General features: G+C 74.3%; 13 protein-coding genes. 8 read left to right on the forward strand and 5 right to left on the reverse strand.

Features of this window, described 5'->3' with window-relative positions; genetic code table 11:
* Positions 1–4: 4 nt before the first annotated feature.
* Genes ACVW07_RS17220 through ACVW07_RS17230 form a run of 3 tightly spaced genes read right to left on the reverse strand, consistent with a single transcriptional unit; the run spans position 5 to position 5,312 of the window.
* Positions 5–1,276, reverse strand: coding sequence for a maltokinase N-terminal cap-like domain-containing protein (locus tag ACVW07_RS17220; protein WP_456820432.1), 1,272 nt, complete (start codon positions 1,274–1,276; stop codon positions 5–7).
* Complete coding sequence (treS, locus tag ACVW07_RS17225) at positions 1,273–3,051, reverse strand: maltose alpha-D-glucosyltransferase (RefSeq protein WP_456820433.1); 1,779 nt, start codon at positions 3,049–3,051, stop codon at positions 1,273–1,275. The genes ACVW07_RS17220 and treS overlap by 4 nt, the downstream gene beginning before the upstream one ends.
* Positions 3,048–5,312, reverse strand: a complete 2,265-nt coding sequence (locus ACVW07_RS17230) for an alpha-1,4-glucan--maltose-1-phosphate maltosyltransferase (RefSeq protein ID WP_456820434.1) — start codon at positions 5,310–5,312, stop codon at positions 3,048–3,050. Before ACVW07_RS17230 ends, treS begins: the two co-directional genes overlap by 4 nt.
* Before the next feature lie 90 nt (positions 5,313–5,402).
* Between ACVW07_RS17230 and glgP the strand changes: the two genes are divergently transcribed.
* A complete protein-coding gene (gene glgP / locus ACVW07_RS17235) occupies positions 5,403–7,976 on the forward strand; it encodes an alpha-glucan family phosphorylase (RefSeq protein ID WP_456820435.1) in 2,574 nt (857 codons plus the stop codon).
* Between the two features lie 42 nt (positions 7,977–8,018).
* Positions 8,019–9,674, forward strand: coding sequence for an FAD-binding dehydrogenase (locus tag ACVW07_RS17240; protein WP_456820436.1), 1,656 nt, complete (start codon positions 8,019–8,021; stop codon positions 9,672–9,674).
* Positions 9,675–9,685: 11 nt separating this feature from the next.
* Here ACVW07_RS17240 and glgX read toward each other — a convergent pair whose 3' ends face one another.
* The gene (gene glgX, locus ACVW07_RS17245) at positions 9,686–11,887 is read right to left on the reverse strand and encodes a glycogen debranching protein GlgX (RefSeq protein WP_456820437.1); all 2,202 of its coding nucleotides are present in this window, start codon (positions 11,885–11,887) and stop codon (positions 9,686–9,688) included.
* 103 nt (positions 11,888–11,990) lie between these two features.
* Between glgX and ACVW07_RS17250 the strand changes: the two genes are divergently transcribed.
* Both ACVW07_RS17250 and ACVW07_RS17255 read left to right on the forward strand, forming a co-directional pair.
* On the forward strand, positions 11,991–12,782 hold the full coding sequence (locus ACVW07_RS17250; protein WP_456820438.1) for an electron transfer flavoprotein subunit beta/FixA family protein: 792 nt from the start codon (positions 11,991–11,993) through the stop codon (positions 12,780–12,782).
* A gap of 47 nt (positions 12,783–12,829) precedes the next feature.
* The gene (locus tag ACVW07_RS17255; protein WP_456820439.1) at positions 12,830–13,822 is read left to right on the forward strand and encodes an electron transfer flavoprotein subunit alpha/FixB family protein; all 993 of its coding nucleotides are present in this window, start codon (positions 12,830–12,832) and stop codon (positions 13,820–13,822) included.
* Positions 13,823–13,890: 68 nt separating this feature from the next.
* Here the strand turns inward: ACVW07_RS17255 and ACVW07_RS17260 are convergent, their stop codons facing one another.
* Positions 13,891–14,880, reverse strand: coding sequence for a phosphotransferase family protein (locus ACVW07_RS17260; protein ID WP_456820440.1), 990 nt, complete (start codon positions 14,878–14,880; stop codon positions 13,891–13,893).
* An 80-nt stretch (positions 14,881–14,960) separates the two neighbouring features.
* Here ACVW07_RS17260 and ACVW07_RS17265 point away from each other — a divergent pair, with 80 nt between their 5' ends.
* From ACVW07_RS17265 to ACVW07_RS17280, 4 genes are all read left to right on the forward strand, one after another.
* Positions 14,961–16,157 carry a cysteine desulfurase family protein gene (locus ACVW07_RS17265; protein WP_456820441.1) on the forward strand — a complete coding sequence of 399 codons (1,197 nt, stop codon included), beginning with the start codon at positions 14,961–14,963 and terminating at the stop codon, positions 16,155–16,157.
* Positions 16,157–17,281: a tRNA 2-thiouridine(34) synthase MnmA gene (mnmA, locus tag ACVW07_RS17270; RefSeq protein WP_456820442.1), complete on the forward strand. Its 1,125-nt coding sequence runs from the start codon at positions 16,157–16,159 to the stop codon at positions 17,279–17,281. The genes ACVW07_RS17265 and mnmA overlap by 1 nt, the downstream gene beginning before the upstream one ends.
* A complete protein-coding gene (locus ACVW07_RS17275) occupies positions 17,278–18,291 on the forward strand; it encodes a hypothetical protein (protein ID WP_456820443.1) in 1,014 nt (337 codons plus the stop codon). The genes mnmA and ACVW07_RS17275 overlap by 4 nt, the downstream gene beginning before the upstream one ends.
* A 71-nt stretch (positions 18,292–18,362) precedes the next feature.
* Complete coding sequence (locus tag ACVW07_RS17280; protein ID WP_456820444.1) at positions 18,363–18,710, forward strand: hypothetical protein; 348 nt, start codon at positions 18,363–18,365, stop codon at positions 18,708–18,710.
* Positions 18,711–18,723: the final 13 nt, after the last annotated feature.

An 18,723-nucleotide genomic window follows, 5' to 3' on the forward strand; every position in this document is an offset into this window, starting at 1 on the left:
CTGCTCAGCCGAGCAGCCGGTCCAGCCCGGCCATCGGGATCGACACCCACGACGGCCGGTTGCGGGACTCGTACACGACCTCGTACAGCGTCTTGTCCAGCTCCAGGGCCCGCAGCAGGACCGGGCTGGTAGGCGTGCCGTCGACACCGGCCGCGTAGCCGTCGAGCAGGGCGGCCCGGGCCCCGTCAGTCCAGGCCGCCGCGGCCTCACCGGTCAGGCCGCCCACCGCCGCCGCGTAGTCGAACGACCGGAGCATCCCCGCCACGTCGCGCACCGCCAGGTCCGGCCGGGTGCGCTGCTCCAGCGGCGCCGACGGCTCGCCCTCGAAGTCCGTGACGAACCACCGGTCGGTCGACCGCAGCACCTGGCCCAGGTGCAGGTCACCGTGGACGCGTTGCCGCGGCGGCGCCGTCGACAGGGCCCGGACCTGTGCGAGCACCGCCTCGACCGCCGGGGCGAAGCGTGCCAGAGCCGGTACCGCGGACGTCGACCACGCGAACCGGCCGGCCAGCGAGGACGCCACCGCCTCCGGGCCGTCCTCCGGGCGCGTCGTGGAGTCCGTGCCGAAACCGCGCACCAGCGCCGCGTGCATCGTCGCCACCACCTCGCCGAGCTCGCGCCCGAGCGCGGCGAACGACTCACCACGCTCCGCGTACCCGCATGCCAGCACGAACCCGTCCTTCGCCTGCGGCACGAACGCGCTCAGCACCCCGAGGTACCCGCGCTCGGTGCCGCCGTCCGGTGCCGGCCAGCCGCTCTCGTACCAGGCCAGCGGCGCGGGCACGTGCGTCCAGCCGACCTCGACGAGCCTGCGGGGGACCTCGACGTCCGGGTTCTCCCCGGGCTGGACCGCCCGCAGCACCTTGAGGATCGCCGTCGGCTGCTCCCCGCCCAGGATCACCGACGAGTTGGACTGCTCACCGGACACGGCACGGGCCGTCTCCGGGTCGGCGGACGTGCCCGGACCGTCAGCGGCCGCCAGCCACGCCCGCACGAACGCCGGGTGCGCTGCGCCGTCCAGGACGGCACGGCCGTCCAGCACCCCCAGCGCGTGGTCCGGGACGTCGGCACCGGCGGGCGCGTGCACGAGGGGGACCTGCAGGACCGCGTCGATCGAGCCGGCGCGCACCCGGACGAGGACGAGCTCCACGTCGTCGGCCAGCGGCCGGCGCTCGACGACCGTGAGCGTCGCCTCAGCGCCCTTCGCGGGGTACCACCGACGTGCCGGCAGCCAGCCGCGCAGCAGCTCGAGCAGTGCCACGTCGGGCGTCGTCATGGCGCCGTCAGCTCGAGCCAGTAGAAGTCGCGCGAGCCCAGGGTGAAGAACGCGGTGCCGGCGTCCGACACGGTCGAGAACGCCGCGCCGCCGAACACGTCGCGCATCGACCAGCCGGCGAGCTCGGGAAGCTTCAGCATCGCGGCCCGGGCCGTCGAGGCGAGGTTCGCGACGCACAGCAGCTGCTCGTCGGCCGTGGTCCGCAGGAACGCGAGCACGGCGTCGTTGTCGCTCTGCACCACCTGGAAGTCGCCCTTGCCGAGCGCGGGGTGGCGGCGCCGCACGGTCAGCATGCCGCGGACCCAGTGCAGGAGCGACGTGGGCTGCGCCAGCTGTGCCTCGACGTTCGTGTGGCTGTAGTGGTGCACGAGCGACTGGACGAGCGGCAGGTAGAGCTTGCCCGGGTCGGCCGTCGAGAATCCCGCGTTCCGGTCCGGCGTCCACTGCATCGGCGTGCGCACCGCGTCACGGTCCGGCAGCCAGATGTTGTCGCCCATCCCGATCTCGTCGCCGTAGTACAGGCACGGGCTGCCCGGCAGGCTCAGGAGCAGGGCGTGCGCGAGCTCGATCTCCTTGCGGGAGTTGTCCAGCAGCGGGGCGAGCCGCCGGCGGATGCCGACGTTGGCGCGCATCCGGGAGTCCGGCGCGAACCAGCCGTACATCGACGCGCGCTCCTCGGTGGACACCATCTCGAGCGTCAGCTCGTCGTGGTTGCGCAGGAACGTGCTCCACTGCCCGCCCTTGGGGATGGCCGGCGTGTCGGCGAGGATGTCGATGATCTGCGTCGCCCGCTGGTCGCGGATCGCGTAGTAGATCCGCGGCATCACCGGGAAGTGGAAGCACATGTGGCACTCCGGCTCGTCCTCCGTGCCGAAGTAGTGCACGACGTCCTCGGGCCACTGGTTCGCCTCGGCCAGCATGATGCGCCCCGGGAACTCCTCCTCGAGCATGGCGCGGACGTCCCGGAGGAACGCGTGGGTCTCCGGGAGGTTCTCGCAGTTCGTGCCCTCCTGCTCGAACAGGTACGGCACCGCGTCGAGCCGGAAGCCGTCGACGCCCAGCCGGAGCCAGAACCGGGCGACGTCCTTCATCGCCTCGACGACGCGCGGGTTCTCGAAGTTGAGGTCGGGCTGGTGGCTGAAGAACCGGTGCCAGAAGTACTGGCGTCGCACGGGGTCGAACGTCCAGTTCGACGTCTCGGTGTCGACGAAGATGATCCGGGCGTCCTGGTAGCGCGTGTTGTCGTCGCTCCACACGTAGAAGTCGCCGTACGGGCCCTCGGGGTCGGACCGCGACGCCTGGAACCACGGGTGCTGGTCGCTCGTGTGGTTCATCACCAGGTCGACCACCAGGCGCATACCCCGGGCGTGCGCCTTCTCGATGAGCTCGACGAAGTCCTGGACGGTGCCGTACTGCGCGGCGATGGCCGTGTAGTCCGCGACGTCGTACCCGCCGTCCCGCAGCGGGCTCGGGTAGAACGGCGGCAGCCAGAGGCAGTCGATGCCGAGCCACTGGAGGTAGTCGAGGCGGTCGATGAGGCCGCGCAGATCACCGCTGCCGGCACCCGTCGCATCGGAGAAGCAGCGCAGCATGACCTCGTAGAACACGGCCGTGCGGTACCACTCCGGGTCGTGGACCAGGCCGGTGGGCGTCTCACCCGCTGCCGGCACGGCCGGCTGGCGCCGGGGGGGCAGGGCGGTCAGCGCGATCTGCCCGGTGGTCGGGGCCGGCTCCCGCACGCGCACGGGAGGGAAGGGCGGCTCCGGCGTCGTCACGGGGCGTCCAGCGAGACGACGTGGGCCTGGCGCACGCTCGGGTCGAACCGCACGTACACCGTCGAGCCCCACGCGTACGTGTCGCCCGACAGGACGTCGCGGGCGACCACCGGACGGTCGGTGGGCAGCCCGAACGCCGCCATGTCGAGCTCCACGCCCGCCTCGCGGGTGTTCCAGGTGTCGAGGTTGAGCACGACGACCACGGTGTCCGGCCGTCCGGTCGGCGAGTGCGCGGCGTCGAGATGACGTGAGAAGGCGAGGACCGCCGGGTCGGTCGTGGGGTGCACCCGGAGGTTGCGCAGCTGCTGCAGCGCGGGGTGCGCGCGCCGGATCCCGTTGAGCCGGCCGAGCAGCATCGCGATGCCGAGCGCGTCGCCTCTCGACCAGTCGCGCGGCTTGAACTCGTACTTCTCGTTGTCGATCTGCTCGTCGACACCGGGGCGGGGCACGTCCTCCACGAGCTCGTAGCCGGAGTAGATGCCCCACGTCGGGGACCCCGTGGCCGCGAGCACGGCCCGGACGGCGAAGCCGCGGACCCCCGTCGCCTGGAGGTACGGCGGCAGGATGTCGTGCGTCGTGGGCCAGAAGCTGGGCCGCATCCACGCCGCCTGGTCGCCGGACACCTCGGTGAGGTACTCGGTGATCTCGTCCTTCGTGTTCCGCCAGGTGAAGTACGTGTACGACTGGTGGAAGCCGATCTTCGCGAGGGTCTGCATCATCGCGGGCTTCGTGAACGCCTCCGACAGGAAGATCACGCCCGGGTGGGCGCGGCGGACGTCCGCCAGGAGCCAGGACCAGAAGTCCAGGGGCTTGGTGTGCGGGTTGTCCACCCGGAACAGGGTCACGCCGTGGTCGATCCAGACCTGCAGCACCCGGCGGATCTCCTGGGCGATGCCCTGAGGGTCGTTGTCGAAGTTGAGCGGGTAGATGTCCTGGTACTTCTTCGGCGGGTTCTCGGCGTACGCGATGGTCCCGTCGGCGCGCGTCGTGAACCACTCGGGGTGCTCGGTGACCCACGGGTGGTCGGGCGAGCACTGCAGGGCCACGTCGAGCGCCACCTCCAGGCCGAGACCACGGGCGGCGGCGACGAACGCGTCGAAGTCGTCGAACGTGCCCAGGCTCGGCTCGATCGCGTCGTGGCCGCCGGCCTCGGAGCCGATCGCGTACGGCGAGCCGGGGTCGCCGGGCTGCGCGTCCAGCGAGTTGTTGCGGCCCTTGCGGTACGTGCTGCCGATGGGGTGGATCGGCGTCAGGTAGACGACGTCGAAGGCCATCTCGGCGATCCGCGGCAGCTCGAGCGCGGCGGTGCGCAGCGTGCCGGTCCGCCACGTGCCGGTGTCCGGGTCCACCGTCGCGCCCTGTGAGCGCGGGAAGAGCTCGTACCACGCCCCTGCGAGCGCCAGCGGTCGGTCGACGACCAGGGGGTATCGCTCGGACGAGGTGACCATGTCGCGCAGCGGCTCGTCTGCGAGGGCGGCACGGACCTCCGCGGACAGCCCGGCCGCGAGCCGCGCGAGCGGCGGCCGGCCCGTGTCCCGCAGCGCGTGCGCAGCGTCGACGAGCACCTGGGCGCTACCGGGCGACATCGCCTCCGGGCCCGTCCGGGTGGCCGCGCGGGACAGCACGCGCGCCCCCTCCGTGAGCATGAGCTCGACGTCGATACCCGCCTCGACCTTGATCGCCGCATCGTGCGCCCACGTGCCGAACGGGTCCGACCAGCCCTCCACGCGGAAGGTCCACGGACCGGTGCGGTCCGGGACGACCCACCCCTCGAAGCGGTCCAGCCCGGGCGCGATGTCGACCATCCGGGTGCGGACCCGGTCGACGCCGTCGGGGTCGGTGAGCACGGCGGTGGCGGCGACCGCGTCGTGGCCCTCGCGGAACACGGTCGCGCGGACCGGCACCGCCTCGCCGACCACGGCCTTCGCCGGGAACCGGCCCTCCTCGGCGACGGGTGCCACGTCGACGACCGGGATGCGGCCGATCCGGGGCGCCAGGGCGGGGGGAGTCGTCCCCGACGGTGTCCCGGCCTGTGCCGCCGCCCGTGATGTCGCCCGGGTCGTCGCCGTCGCCGGTGTCTCAGCCGCGGTCTCAGCGGCGGTCTCAGCGGGGGTCTCGGCCGGGCGCTCGGCCTGCGGCTCGGTGGAGGCACCGAGCGGTGCGGCAGGGACCGGCGTCGCCGCGACACCGGAGGCCGGCGGCGTGGCGCTCGTGCGGCGGGAGGGCGACCCGGGGGCGCGGGACGGAGGGGAAGTCGTCACGTTCCTGAACCTATCCGCACGGCGACCCCCCGGGCATCCGGTGCGCCGGAGCGCGGCCCCCGCTGTCCGATCTGCGTAGTGTCGGGAGACGTGAGGGCCATCCGCCGGTTCGTCGTCCGCACCGTGCTGCCCGACGAGCTCGCGCCCCTCGACGAGCTCGCGCACAACCTCCGCTGGTGCTGGCACCCGGCGACCCGCGACCTGTTCGCCGACATCGACCGCGACCGGTGGGCCACGGTCGGCGGCGATCCGGTGGCACTGCTCGGCGCCACCGGGCCGGACCGGCTGGCGGCGCTCGCGGCGGACCAGGCGTTCGTCGACCGGGTGCGCAGCGCTGTCGACGACCTGCGGACGTACCTCACGGCACCCCGCTGGTACCAGCAGCAGCGGGCCGAGAACCTGCCGCGGTCGATCGCGTACTTCTCGCCGGAGTTCGGCATCACGTCGGTCCTGCCCCAGTACTCGGGCGGGCTCGGCATCCTCGCGGGCGACCACCTCAAGAGCGCGTCCGACCTCGGCGTCCCGCTGGTCGGGGTCGGCCTGCTGTACGGCGCGGGGTACTTCACGCAGTCGCTCACACGGGACGGCTGGCAGGTGGAGACGTACCCGGTGCTCGATCCCGACGGCATGCCGCTCACGCTGCTGCGCGAGCCGGAGGGGGCGCCCGCGGTCGTGACCGTCGAGCTGCCCGGGGGCGCCACGTTGCACGCCCACGTGTGGCGGGCGGCCGTGGGGCGGGTCCCGCTGCTGCTCCTCGACTCGGACGTGCCCGAGAACGACGACGCGGTCCGCCGCGTCACCGACCGGCTGTACGGCGGTGGCGGGGAGCACCGGCTGCGCCAGGAGCTGCTGCTCGGTGTCGGCGGCGTGCGGGCGCTGCGCGCGTGGTCGCGCCTCAGCGGTGCGCCGGAGCCGGAGGTGTTCCACACCAACGAGGGGCACGCGGGGTTCCTGGGCGTCGAGCGGATCCGCGAGCTCGTCGCGACGGGCCTCGACTTCGACGAGGCACTCGAGGCGGTCCGGGCCGCGACCGTGTTCACGACGCACACCCCTGTCCCGGCGGGCATCGACCGCTTCGAGGCCACGCTCGTGGCGCAGCACTTCGGCGGTGACAACGAGCGTCCGGGTGTGCCGGTCGGGCGCGTGCTCGCCCTGGGTGCGGAGGACCACGAAGGTGGTGACCCGCTCGTGTTCAACATGGCCGTCATGGGCCTGCGGCTCGGTGGACGCGCCAACGGGGTGTCGCTCCTGCACGGCCAGGTCTCCCGGAGCATGTTCGCGGGGCTGTGGCCCGGGTTCGACGACGCCGAGGTGCCCATCGGGTCCGTGACCAACGGCGTGCACGCGCCGACCTGGGTGCACCCCTCGCTCGTCGACCTGGTGCAGCGGCGGCTGCGGCCGGAGGAGGTCGCCACGGGGAGCGGCTGGCTGCGCGGCGACGCGATCCGGGACGACGAGCTGTGGGCCCTGCGCCGGTCGCTCCGCGCGGAGCTCGTCACCGAGGCGCGTGCGCGGCTGCGCCGGTCGTGGCTGCGCCGGGGGGCGAGCGGGGCGGAGCTCGGCTGGGTCGACGACGTCCTGTCGCCCGACGTGCTGACCATCGGGTTCGCGCGCCGGGTGCCGACCTACAAGCGGCTCACGCTGATGCTGCGGGACCCGGACCGGCTGCGGGCCCTGCTGCTGCACCCTGAACGGCCGGTCCAGCTCGTCGTGGCGGGCAAGTCGCACCCCGACGACGACCAGGGCAAGCGGCTCGTCCAGCAGCTCGTCCGGTTCGCCGACTCCCCGGACGTCCGGCACCGCATCGTATTTCTGCCCAACTACGACATCGCCATGGCGCAGGCGCTCTACCCGGGCTGCGACGTCTGGCTGAACACCCCGCTGCGGCCGCTCGAGGCGTGCGGCACGTCCGGGATGAAGTCGGCCCTGAACGGCGGCCTGAACCTGTCCGTGCTCGACGGGTGGTGGGACGAGTGGTTCGACGGCGAGAACGGCTGGGCCGTCCCCACCGCGGACGGTGTCGACGACGTCGACCGGCGCGACGACCTCGAGGCGGCAGCGCTGTACGACCTGGTCGAGCACCAGGTGGCGCAGCGGTTCTACGACCGGGACGGCAGCGGCCTGCCCGTCCGCTGGCTCGAGATGGTGCGGCACACGCTCGCGACGCTCGGCCCGAAGGTGCAGGCCACCCGGATGGTCGCCGACTACGTGCGGTTCCTCTACGTGCCCGCGACGACGGCCGGCCGCACGCTCGCAGCGTCCGACCATGGCGGCGCACGCGAGCTGGCCGCGTGGAAGGCGCGCGTGCGCGCGGCGTGGAGGCACGTGCACGTCGACCACGTGGAGACCGGCGGCATCGGCGAGGTGCCGCAGGTCGGCGACGAGCTGCACGTGAAGGCGTACGTGGCCCTCGGCTCCCTCGACCCGGACGACGTGCAGGTCCAGGTGGTGCACGGCCGCGTCACCGAGACCGACGACCTCGACGGCTGCTCGGTCGACGCGCTCCGGCTCGTCGAGTCGTTCGAGGCAGGTCGGCACGCCTTCGGCGGCGACGTGCGGCTGGAGTCGTCAGGGCCGTTCGGCTACACCGTCCGGGTGGTGCCGTACCGGCCCGGCCTGTCGACCGTCGCCGAGCTGGCGCTCGTGGCCAACGCGCCCGCCTGAGCGCGCTCCTGGACGAGCGTCCGACGTCGTACAGTCGGCCTCATGGACACCCACGACGTCGTGGTCGTCGGCGCAGGCCTCGCCGGCCTGGTCGCCACCGCCGAGCTGCTCGCCGCCGGGCGGCGGGTCACGCTCCTGGACGCGGAGCCCGCGGCGTCGCTCGGCGGGCAGGCGTTCTGGTCCTTCGGCGGGCTCTTCCTCGTCGACTCGCCGGAGCAGCGCCGCCTGGGCATCCAGGACTCCGCCGAGCTCGCGCTCGCGGACTGGCTCGGCTCGGCGGCGTTCGTCGACGACGGCTCCGACCGCTGGGGGCGCGCGTGGGCCGAGGGGTTCGTCGACTTCGCCGCGGGGGAGATGCGGCCGTGGCTGCACGGGCAGGGCGTGCGGTGGTTCCCGCTCGTGCAGTGGGCCGAGCGCGGCGGCTACCTGGCGGACGGGCACGGCAACTCCGTGCCACGGTTCCACGTGACCTGGGGGACCGGCCCCGGCATCCTCGAGCCGTTCGTGCGGGTGCTGCTCGACGCCCGCCGCGAGGGCCGCGCCGACGTCCGGTTCCGGCACCGGGTCACGGAGGTCGTCACCACCGACGGCCGCGTCACCGGTGTCCGCGGTGAGGTGCTGGCGCCTTCCGGCGTGGAGCGAGCAGTGCCCAGCTCCCGCGAGGTCCTCGAACCGTTCGAGCTCACCGCGTCGGCCGTGGTCGTCGCGACCGGCGGCATCGGCGCGAACCACGACCTCGTGCGGGCGACGTGGCCGGCGTCGGCCGGCCGGCTCCCGCAGCGCATGCTGTCCGGGGTGCCGGACCACGTGGACGGCTCCGGCATCGTCGCCGCGCGCTCCGCGGGCGCCGCGGTGGTCCACGAGGACCGGATGTGGCACTACCCCGAGGGCATCTCCAACCACTCGCCCGTGTGGTCGCAGCACGGGATCCGCATCCTCGCAGGCCCCTCGTCGCTGTGGCTCGACGCCGACGGCCACCGCCTGCCGGTCCCGCTGTTCCCCGGGTTCGACTCGCTCGGCGCCCTCCGGCACATCACCGAGCGGGGCGACGACCACTCCTGGTTCGTGCTGGACCGGACCATCCTCGGCTCCGAGTTCGCGCTGTCGGGGTCCGAGCAGAACCCCGACCTGACCGGCAGGAGCGTCGCCCAGCTCCTGCAGCGGGTCCTGCCGGGCGCGGTCGGGCCCGTCGAGGCGTTCGCGGAGCGGTCGGAGGAGTTCCTCTGGGCCGACACGCCCGCGGAGCTCGCGGCCCGGATGAACGCCCTCAGCGGGACCGGACGGATCGACGCGGCCGAGCTCGAGCGGACGATCGTCGCGCGGGACCGGCAGGTCGCCAGCGGCCTCGGCAAGGACCTGCAGGTGACCGCGACGGCGATGTCCCGCCGGTTCGTCGTCGACAGGCTCATCCGGGTGGCGAAGCCGCACCGGCTGCTCGACCCCGCGCACGGTCCGCTCCTCGCGGTGCGGCTCTCCGTGCTCACCCGCAAGACCCTCGGCGGGCTGCACACCGACCTGGAGGGCCGCGTGCTGCGGCCCGACGGCGAGGTGCTGCCCGGTCTCTGGGCCGTGGGGGAGGCCGCCGGGTTCGGCGGGGGCGGGGTGCACGGAAACCGCGCGCTCGAGGGGACGTTCCTCGGGGGCTGCCTGTTCACCGGGCGGACCACGGGGCGGGCGGTCGCAGCGACGATCGCCTGACCGTTCCCGGCTCAGGCCTCGAGAACGTACACGCGCATGCTCAGCGGCTCCATGACCGCCACGTCGCCGGTCGCGGCGTGCAGCCCGTTCGCTATCGCCGCGGCCCGCTCGTCCCCGGGGTTCTCCCAGACGGAGTCCCACGCCAGTCGCCAGCGTCCCGGGTGTCCGTCGCCGAGCACGACCTCGACGGCGTCGAGCGCACCATTGATCACGAGGAGGACGGTGTCGTCGTCCGGCGGTGCCGCGGTCCGCACCATCTGCAGCGTGCGCACCGACGGGTCGTGCCACCGCTCGTGGTCGAACGGCGCCCCGAGCGTGTCGAACCACGCGAGGTCCTGGCGGCCACCCGGCAGCACCGGGCGGCCCGCGTAGAACTGCTCCGTGCGCAGGGCGGGGTGCTCGCGTCGGAGCGTCAGCAGCCACCTCGCCGTCGCGAGCAGGTCGTGCCGCCACTCCGAGAGGTCCCAGCTCACCCACGACAGCTCGTTGTCCTGGCAGTACGCGTTGTTGTTGCCCCGCTGCGTGCGACCCATCTCGTCACCGGCGGTGATCATCGGGGTGCCCGCGGCGAGCACCAGCGTCGCGAGCAGGTTCCGGATGGACCGCCGGCGCAGCGGCACGATCTCCGCGCCAGGCGAGTCCCGGGCGACGGGACCCTCCAGCCCGTGGTTCCAGGAGCGGTTGTCGTCGCTGCCGTCACGGTTCTGCTCGCCGTTCGCGGCGTTGTGCTTGTGGTCGTACGCCACCAGGTCGGCCAGCGTGAAGCCGTCGTGCGCGGTCACGTAGTTGACGCTCGCCACCGGGCCCCGGGCCAGCGGCGGGTCGGAGTGGCCGAACAGGTCCACCGACCCCGAGAGCCGGGTCGCGAGGTCCCGCACCCGGTGGCCGGGCAGCCCGTGGGCCGCGCGGGCGGGGTCGGCCAGCCAGAACGAGCGCGCCGCGTTGCGGAACCGGTCGTTCCACTCACCGAACGGCAGCCCGAACTGACCCGTGCGCCAGCCGCCCGGGCCGACGTCCCACGGCTCGGCGATGAGCTTGAGCCCGTGCAGGCTCGGGTCGGCGCGCGCCGCGACGAGCACAGGGTGGTGCGGGTTGAAGCCCTCCGAGTCCCGGCCGAGGGTCACCGCGAGGTCGAACCGGAAGCCGTCGACGCCGACCACGTCCGCCCAGTACCGCAGCGAGTCGAGCGTGAGCCGGGCAACCTCGCTGCGCCGGAAGTCGAGGGAGTTGCCGGTGCCGGTCACGTCGGCCAGCGCCGCGGGCGCGGTCCCGTCGTGCGCGTAGTACAGGGGGTTGTCGAGCCCACGGAACGACAGGTGCTGGCCGGGCAGGCCGCCCTCGCAGGTGTGGTTGTAGACGACGTCGAGCAGCACCTCGAGGCCGGCGTCGTGCAAGGCGTGCACGGCGCGGCGGACCTCGTCGAGCACGGCGGCGGGTCCCGCGTCCTGAGCGGCCCTCGTGGCGTACGCGGCGTGCGGCGTGAAGAACCCGAGGGTGCTGTAGCCCCAGTAGTTCGTCAGCCCCTTGGCGACCAGGTGGGGCTCGGAGGCGAACGCGTGCACGGGCAGCAGCTCGATCGCGGTGACGCCCAGACCCAGCAGGTGGTCGATGACGGCACGGTGTGCGAGGCCGGCGTACGTCCCGCGCAGGCGGGGCGGCACGCCGGGGTGCAGGTGGGTCAGACCGCGGACGTGCGCCTCGTAGACGACGGTGCGGGACCACGGGTGCCACGGCCGGTTCGCGGTCGGGTCGGGCCCCGGCAGCGCACGCGTGTCGACGACCACCGAGTACGGCACGTGACCGACGGAGTCGCGTGGGTCGGCGGGACCGTACGGGTCGCCCACGAGGTCCGGCCCCACGGCGTGCCCGTAGGTCTCGGGTCCGTACGTCACCTCGCCGTCCAGGCCTCGCGCGTACGGGTCGACGAGCAGCTTGGCCGGGTTGTGCCGCAGCCCCTGCTCGGGGTTCCACGGGCCGTGGACGCGGAACCCGTAGCGCTGCCCGGGACGGACGCCCGGCACGGAGGCGCTGAACACGCCGTGCGCGGGGCCGTGCAACGGGACGGTGCGCTCGTGCGGGGCGTCGGCCGGTCCGTCGAACAGGCACAGCTGGACCGAGGTCGCGTGCGAGGCGAGGACGGCGACGTCCACGCCCTCGTCCGTGACGTGGACGCCGAGCCGCGGGGGTCGTCTGCGGGCGGGGGTCGCGTTCACCCCGTCATTGTGGGGGACGGTCGGGCCGCTCGTGGGTCCAGCGGGTTTCCGGCTGGCGACACGGAGGTCCGGCCGGCCGGCGCAGGGAGGTAACCTTCCGCGCGTGAGGATCGTCGTCTGTGTGAAGCACGTCCCGGACATCCAGTCGGAGCGGGCGCTCGGCGCCGACCGCCGCGTGGTGCGGGACGGCGGTGACGGGACGCTCAACGAGCTGGACGAGAACGCGCTCGAGGCCGCGCTCGCCGTCGCCGAGGCGCACGGCGACGCCGAGGTCGTCGTGCTCACGGTCGGGCCCGACGACGCGGTCGACGCGGTCCGCAAGGGCCTGCAGATGGGCGCCGACGAGGCTGTCCACGTCGTCGACGAGGCGATCGCAGGGTCCGACGTGATCGGTACCGCACGCGTCCTGGCCGCAGCCGTGCGGCACGTCGGCGCCGGTGCACCCGTCGACCTGGTGGTCACCGGCATGGCAGGACTCGACGGGCTCACGTCGCTGCTGCCCACCGCGCTCGCCCACCTGCTCGACCTGCCGGCCCTGCCGCTCGCGGCGGAGCTGACGATCGACGGCACCACGGTGCGCGTCCGGCGCAACCTCGACCACGCGACCGAGGTGCTCGAGGCGTCCCTGCCCGCGCTCGTGTCCGTCACCGACCAGGCCAACGAGCCGCGGTACCCGAACTTCAAGGGCATCATGGCCGCCCGCAAGAAGCAGGTCACCACGCTCACGCTCGCCGACCTCGGCCTCGACCCGTCGTCCGTCGGCGAAGCCGGTGCGCGCACCGAGGTCGTCCAGGCGGCCGCCCGGCCGCCGCGCGAGAACCGGGTGCTGCTCACCGACCAGGGGGACGCCGGCGTCCGGCTCGCCGCCTACCTCGTCGAGCACAAGCTCGTCTGAGCCTCACTGCTGCCGTCCGCGCCACCGCGAAGGAATCGAGAGACGCCGTGACCGACCCCACGACCGCGCCCGTGCTCGTGCTGCTGGACCACACCCCGGACGGTGCCCTGCGCGGGCCGGTCCGCGAGGTGGTCACCCTCGCCCGTGGGCTCGCCGCCGGTGTCGCCGTGCACGCCGCGTGGGCGGCCGACGCCGACCTGAACGCCGACGTGCTGGCCGACCTCGGGGCCCTCGGGGTGACCCATGTGCACCGGCTCGTGGCCGACGCCGACACGCACCTGTCCGCCGTGCTCGCCGAGGCGCTGGACTCGCTCGTGGCCGCCACCGGTACGGGGCTGGTGCTGACCGTCTCCTCCTTCGAGAACAAGGAGGTGGCCGCCCGGCTCGCGCTGAGCGCCGGTGCGGGGGTCGTCACGGACGTCGACGGTCTCGCGATCGAGGACGGGCGGTACGTCGCGTCGAAGACGGTGTTCGCCGGCACCTGGAACACCCGCTGCGCCGTGACCACGCCGCTGGCCGTCGTCACCGTGAAGGCCAACGCCGTGCAGGCGCTCGAGGCCGCCACGCCCGCCTCGCCGCACGTCGAGGACCACGTCGTGGCGGTCAGCGAGGCCGCCCGGCGCGTCGCGCTCGTCGAGCGCGTCGAGCGGCCGGCGAGCGGGCGGCCGGACCTCGGGAGCGCGCACGTCGTCGTCGCCGGGGGCCGCGGTACGGAAGGCGACTTCTCGCCCGTCGAGGACCTCGCGGACGCGCTCGGCGCCGCCGTGGGGGCGACGCGCGTCGCGACCGACGAGGGCTGGATCGGCCACGACGCCCAGATCGGTCAGACGGGTGTGACGATCGCGCCGCGGCTGTACGTCGGCGCGGGGGTCTCGGGTGCGGTGCACCACCGGGGTGGCATGCAGGCGTCCGGCACGATCGTCGCCGTGAACTCGGACCCCGACGCCCCGATCTTCGAGATCGCAGACTTCGGCGTGGTGGGCGACCTGTTCACGGTGCTCCCGCAGGCCGCCGCGGAGCTGCGCCGCCTCAAGGGCTGACCGGGCACCGACCCCGCGCGGGGCAGGCGCTCACACGCCGGGCAGGCGCTTGGCGCGCGGCCAGGCGGTCAGGACAGGTCGCGGAGCCACCGCAGCGTGGCGACGCCCTGCGCGGCCTGGAACCGGCGCAGGTTGGGGATGCCGGGTGGGGCCGGTTGGAGCGAGCTCGCGACGAAGTAGCCCGCGAGCCCCGCTAGGCCGGCGCGCAGGTCGTCGTCGGAGACGCCCTCCGAGACGGCGTGGGACCGGAACACCGCCGCCGGGTCGCCGCCGCCCTGCAGCGCGACGCTGGGCAGCATGAACGCGAGGTCCAGCCACGGCGCGCCGACGCTGGCGTGCGGCCAGTCGATGAGCCAGACGTGGCGGTGGTCCTGGTCGATCATCACGTTGTCGGCGCGCAGGTCGCCGTGCACCAGCGAGTCGCCGGCGCACACGCGCAGCGCCTCCTGCTCCCACTGCACGAGCCGCTCGTGGTTCTGGTCCGCCCAGCGGCCCACGTCGCCGGATCGTGCCACCACCGTCTGACGGGTCGCCTCGTCGACGCCGAGCATCCGCCGCCACCCCGTGAAGTCCTCGGCAAGCAGGTCGTCCGTGCGGGGCAGGCCGTTGCCGGGCACCGGCTCGACGTCAGCGAGCGCTCCGACCGCGTCCGCGACGAGCCGCAGGTCGTCCGGCAGCCACGGCAGCTCGGGCGAGCGGCCGTGCACCACCTCGAAGCCGAGGATCACCCAGTCGCCGTCGTCGCTCGACCAGAGCAGCCGCGGGGCCGGCACCTCGGGCGGCAGTGCGGCGGCGACGCGGATCTCGTTGCGCGCCAGGTGCGGGGACACCGGGTTCTGCTCGGCGGACACCGCCTTGACGAACACCCCGTGGCCGTCCCCGAGCTCGAGGACGGCGGCGAAGCCCGGGCTGAACCCGCTGGTGGCGCTGATCTCCGCCGTGACCTGCGCACCTGCCAGCTCCGCGATGCGGGTGCGGACGTGCCGGGGGAGGTCGCGCCAGTCGAGCCGCTGACCGCTGAACGCGGGCGGCAGTGCGATGACGTCGTCGGCAGTCACGCGCACATCCTGCCAGGTGCCCTGCCCTCCACGGGTGGGTGATTCCAGCCGGCGGCCCTCCGGTTCGTAGACTGCTGCGGGTGAGCGTCTACCTGGATCATGCGGCGACCACGCCGATGGTCCCCGAGGCGGCGCGGGTGCTGGCCGACCAGCTGTTCCGCACGGGCAACCCGTCGTCGCTGCACGCGTCGGGCCGAGCGGCCCGGCGCGTGGTCGAGGAGGCGCGCGAACGGACGGCCGCGTCGCTCGGTGCCCGGCCGAGCGAGGTCGTCTGGACGGCCGGTGGCACGGAGGCGGACAACCTCGCGGTGAAGGGCATGTTCTGGTCCCGTCGCACGCAGGACCCGTCCCGCCGCCGCATCCTCGTGTCGGCCGCAGAGCACCACGCGGTGCTGGACCCGGCGTTCTGGATGGCGGAGCACGCGGGCGCCGAGCTCGTGCTGCTCCCGGTCGACGCCGACGGCGTGCTGGTGGTCGACGCGCTGCGCGAGGAGCTCGAGGCGCACGGCGAGCAGGCGGCGCTCGTGTCGGTGATGTGGGCGAACAACGAGGTCGGCGCCCTGCAGCCGCTCGACGAGGTCGTGGCCCTCGGTCGCCGGTTCGGCGTGCCGGTGCACGCGGACGCGGTGCAGGCCGTCGGGCAGGTGCCGGTCGACTTCGCGTCGTCAGGACTGGACGCCCTGACCGTCAGCGCCCACAAGCTCGGCGGCCCTGGCGGTGTGGGCGCGCTGCTGGCGCGCCGCGGACTCGACCTGACGCCGGTGCTGCACGGTGGCGGTCAGGAGCGCGGTGTCCGGTCGGGGACGCTGCACGCGCCGCTCGTCGCGTCGTTCGGTGCGGCCGTGGATCTCGCGGTGGCGGGCCGGGCCGAGCATGCCGCGCGGGTGGGTGGCCTGCGGGACGACCTCGTCGCACGGGTGCAGGCCGCGGTCCCGGGCGCCATCCTGCGCGGCCCCGCCGACGCCGCCCGCCGGCTCCCGGCCAACGCGCACTTCACGTTCACCGGCTGCGAGGGCGACTCGCTGCTGTACCTGCTGGACTCGGCGGGCGTCGAGGCCTCGACCGGGTCGGCGTGTCAGGCAGGGGTGCCCCGCCCGAGCCACGTGCTGCTCGCGATGGGCGTCGACGAGGACGACGCGCGCGGCGCCCTGCGGTTCAGCCTCGGGCGCACGAGCGCGGCAGCCGACGTCGACGCGCTCCTGGCGGCGCTCCCGGGTGTCGTCGAACGCGCCCGCGCGGCGGGCCTGGCCGGGCACAGCACCGCGGTGCGGGCCTGATGCGCGTCCTCGCCGCCCTGTCCGGAGGTGTGGACTCCGCCGTCGCGGCGGCCCGCGCGGTCGATGCCGGGCACGACGTGGTCGGCGTCCACATGGCACTGTCCCGCACCCGGGACCAGTTCCGCACCGGCTCGCGCGGGTGCTGCTCCATCGAGGACGCGGGCGACGCGCGCAGGGCCGCGGACGTACTCGGCATCCCGTACTACGTGTGGGACCTGTCCGAGCGCTTCGAGGAGACAGTCGTCGCGGACTTCCTCTCCGAGTACGAGGCGGGGCGGACCCCGAACCCGTGCGTGCGGTGCAACGAGCACATCAAGTTCAGCGCGCTGCTCGACAAGGCGGTCGCGCTGGGCTTCGACGCGGTGTGCACCGGGCACTACGCCCGCGTCGAGGTCGGCTCGGACGGGGCGCGGGCGCTGCACCGGTCACTCGACCCGGCCAAGGACCAGTCGTACGTGCTCGCCGTGATGGGCCCGGAACGGCTCGCCCGGTCGATGTTCCCGCTCGGTGACGTGCCGTCCAAGGAGCAGACCCGCGCCGAGGCGGCCGCCCGAGGGCTCTCTGTCTCCGCGAAGCCGGACTCCTACGACATCTGCTTCGTCGCCGACGGCGACACCCAGGGGTTTCTGCGGTCGCGGCTCGGCGAGCGGCCGGGCGAGATCGTCGACGCCTCGGGCGAGGTGCTCGGGACGCACGACGGCGCCTACGCCTACACGGTCGGCCAGCGGCGCGGCCTGTCGCTCGGGCGCCCGGCCCCGGACGGGAGGCCGAGGTACGTGCTGGCGGTCGAGCCCGTGCGCAACCGGGTGGTGGTCGGCGGGGCCGAGGAGCTCGCGGTGTCCTTCGTCGAGGCGGACCGAGCGGTCTGGTTCGTCCCGGCCGCGGGGTCGTTCACGTGCGAGGTGCAGGTGCGGGCTCATGGCGCGCCGGTCCAGGCGACCGCCACGGTGCTCGACGACGGCTGCCTCTCGGTCGCCGTCGGGTCCGGGCTGCGCGGTGTCGCGCCGGGTCAGTCGCTCGTCCTCTACGCGGGCAGCCGCGTGCTCGGCCAGGCGACGGTGACGGGGACCCGACGCGACGCCGAACCCGTGCGACCGGCGACCGCCACCGGCCGCGCCTCGTGACCGGTGTCAGCGGCACCGGCGCCTGGCCCGGCCTCGACGCGCTCGACGCGGCGTCCGTGGTCGTCGGCGACCTGGCCGACCCGCCCTCCGGGATCACCGGGCTGCCGTTCACCGTGCTGCTGCCCGGCCGGGGGCCGTGGGGCGACCGGGCCGGCCACGCCGCCGCCGTCCTCGCCGAGCTGCCGACGGAGCTCGGACCGCACGGCTGGAAGCTGGCCGACCGGCCCGGCGGCGACGTGGGCCGCGCACGGGCGTACCTGCGCGAGGACCTGGACGCGCTCGCTGTCGCGGCGCACGGGTACACCGGCCCGCTCGTGGTCCCCGTGCTGGGCCCGCTGACCTTCGCCGCGACCGTCTACCTGGCGCGTGGTGACCGCGTCCTCGCCGACCCGGGAGCGGTCCGTGAGGTCACCGCCTCCCTCGCCGCCGGTGTCGGCGAGCACCTGGCGGCGCTGCGGGTCGCTGTGCCCGGCGCCGAGCCCACCGTGCTCGTGCACGAGCCGCTGCTCGCGCAGGTCCTCGCGGGCGTCCTGCCCACGTTCTCCGGCTACTCCGCGCTGCGCGCCGTGCCCGGCCCGGTGGCGGCGGAGCAGATCGGTGCGGTCGCCGACGGCGCACGGCACGGCGGTGCCTCGGCCGTCGTCGTGCACGGCGGGTCCGCGTGGGTGTCGCTCCCGGCGATCCGGCACGCGGGCGTGGACGGCGTCGGGCTCGCCGTGGCGGGGTTCGACGAGCGGGCGTGGGAACGGGTCGCCGAGGCGGTGGAGGGCGGGCTCGACCTGTGGGCCGAGGTGCCGCGCCAGGGGTCGTCCCAGTGCGCCGGCCCGGACGTCGCCGGGCAGGCGGACGTGCTCCTGCGGCCGTGGCGGTCCGTCGGGCTGCCGTCCGCCGGGCTGCGTGGCGTCGTGCTGCTCGCCGGCGACGAGGGCGGTACCCCGGACGACGCCCGCGCCGGGCTGGCCGGCGTGGTCAAGGCGGCGACGATCGTCGCCGAACGAGCGGAGGACTGACCGTGACGGATGGTGGGGCGCGAGCCGCACGCGCACATGACCGGCCGAAGGGGCGCAGCACGGGGGGTGCGGTGGCGCTGCTGGTGGCGTCGGGGCTGGCCATCGTCGGCATCGTGGCGCTCGTCGTCGCGTTCGTCTCGGTCGGCGTGGACACGCTCAACGCCCCCCGGGCCGGCGGCGATCCGTGCCTGGACGCCTACGCGGCGGACACGGCCGACGCGTACGTGCACTACGAGGTCTTCCCGCCGAGATCGGTGTGCGAGTGGGACGTCGACGGCACCCGCGAGTCGGTGGTCGTGGCGAGCGCGTCCGGGCCGCTGGTCACCGTGGGCGGCACGCTGGCAGTCGCGGGGCTCGTCGCGTCGGTGGTGCTGGTGGTGGTCCCGTGGGTCCGGGCCCGCCGAGCGTCGGCCGCCTGACGGCACGCTCCGG

This window comes from Cellulomonas sp. URHB0016, from assembly GCF_054057935.1.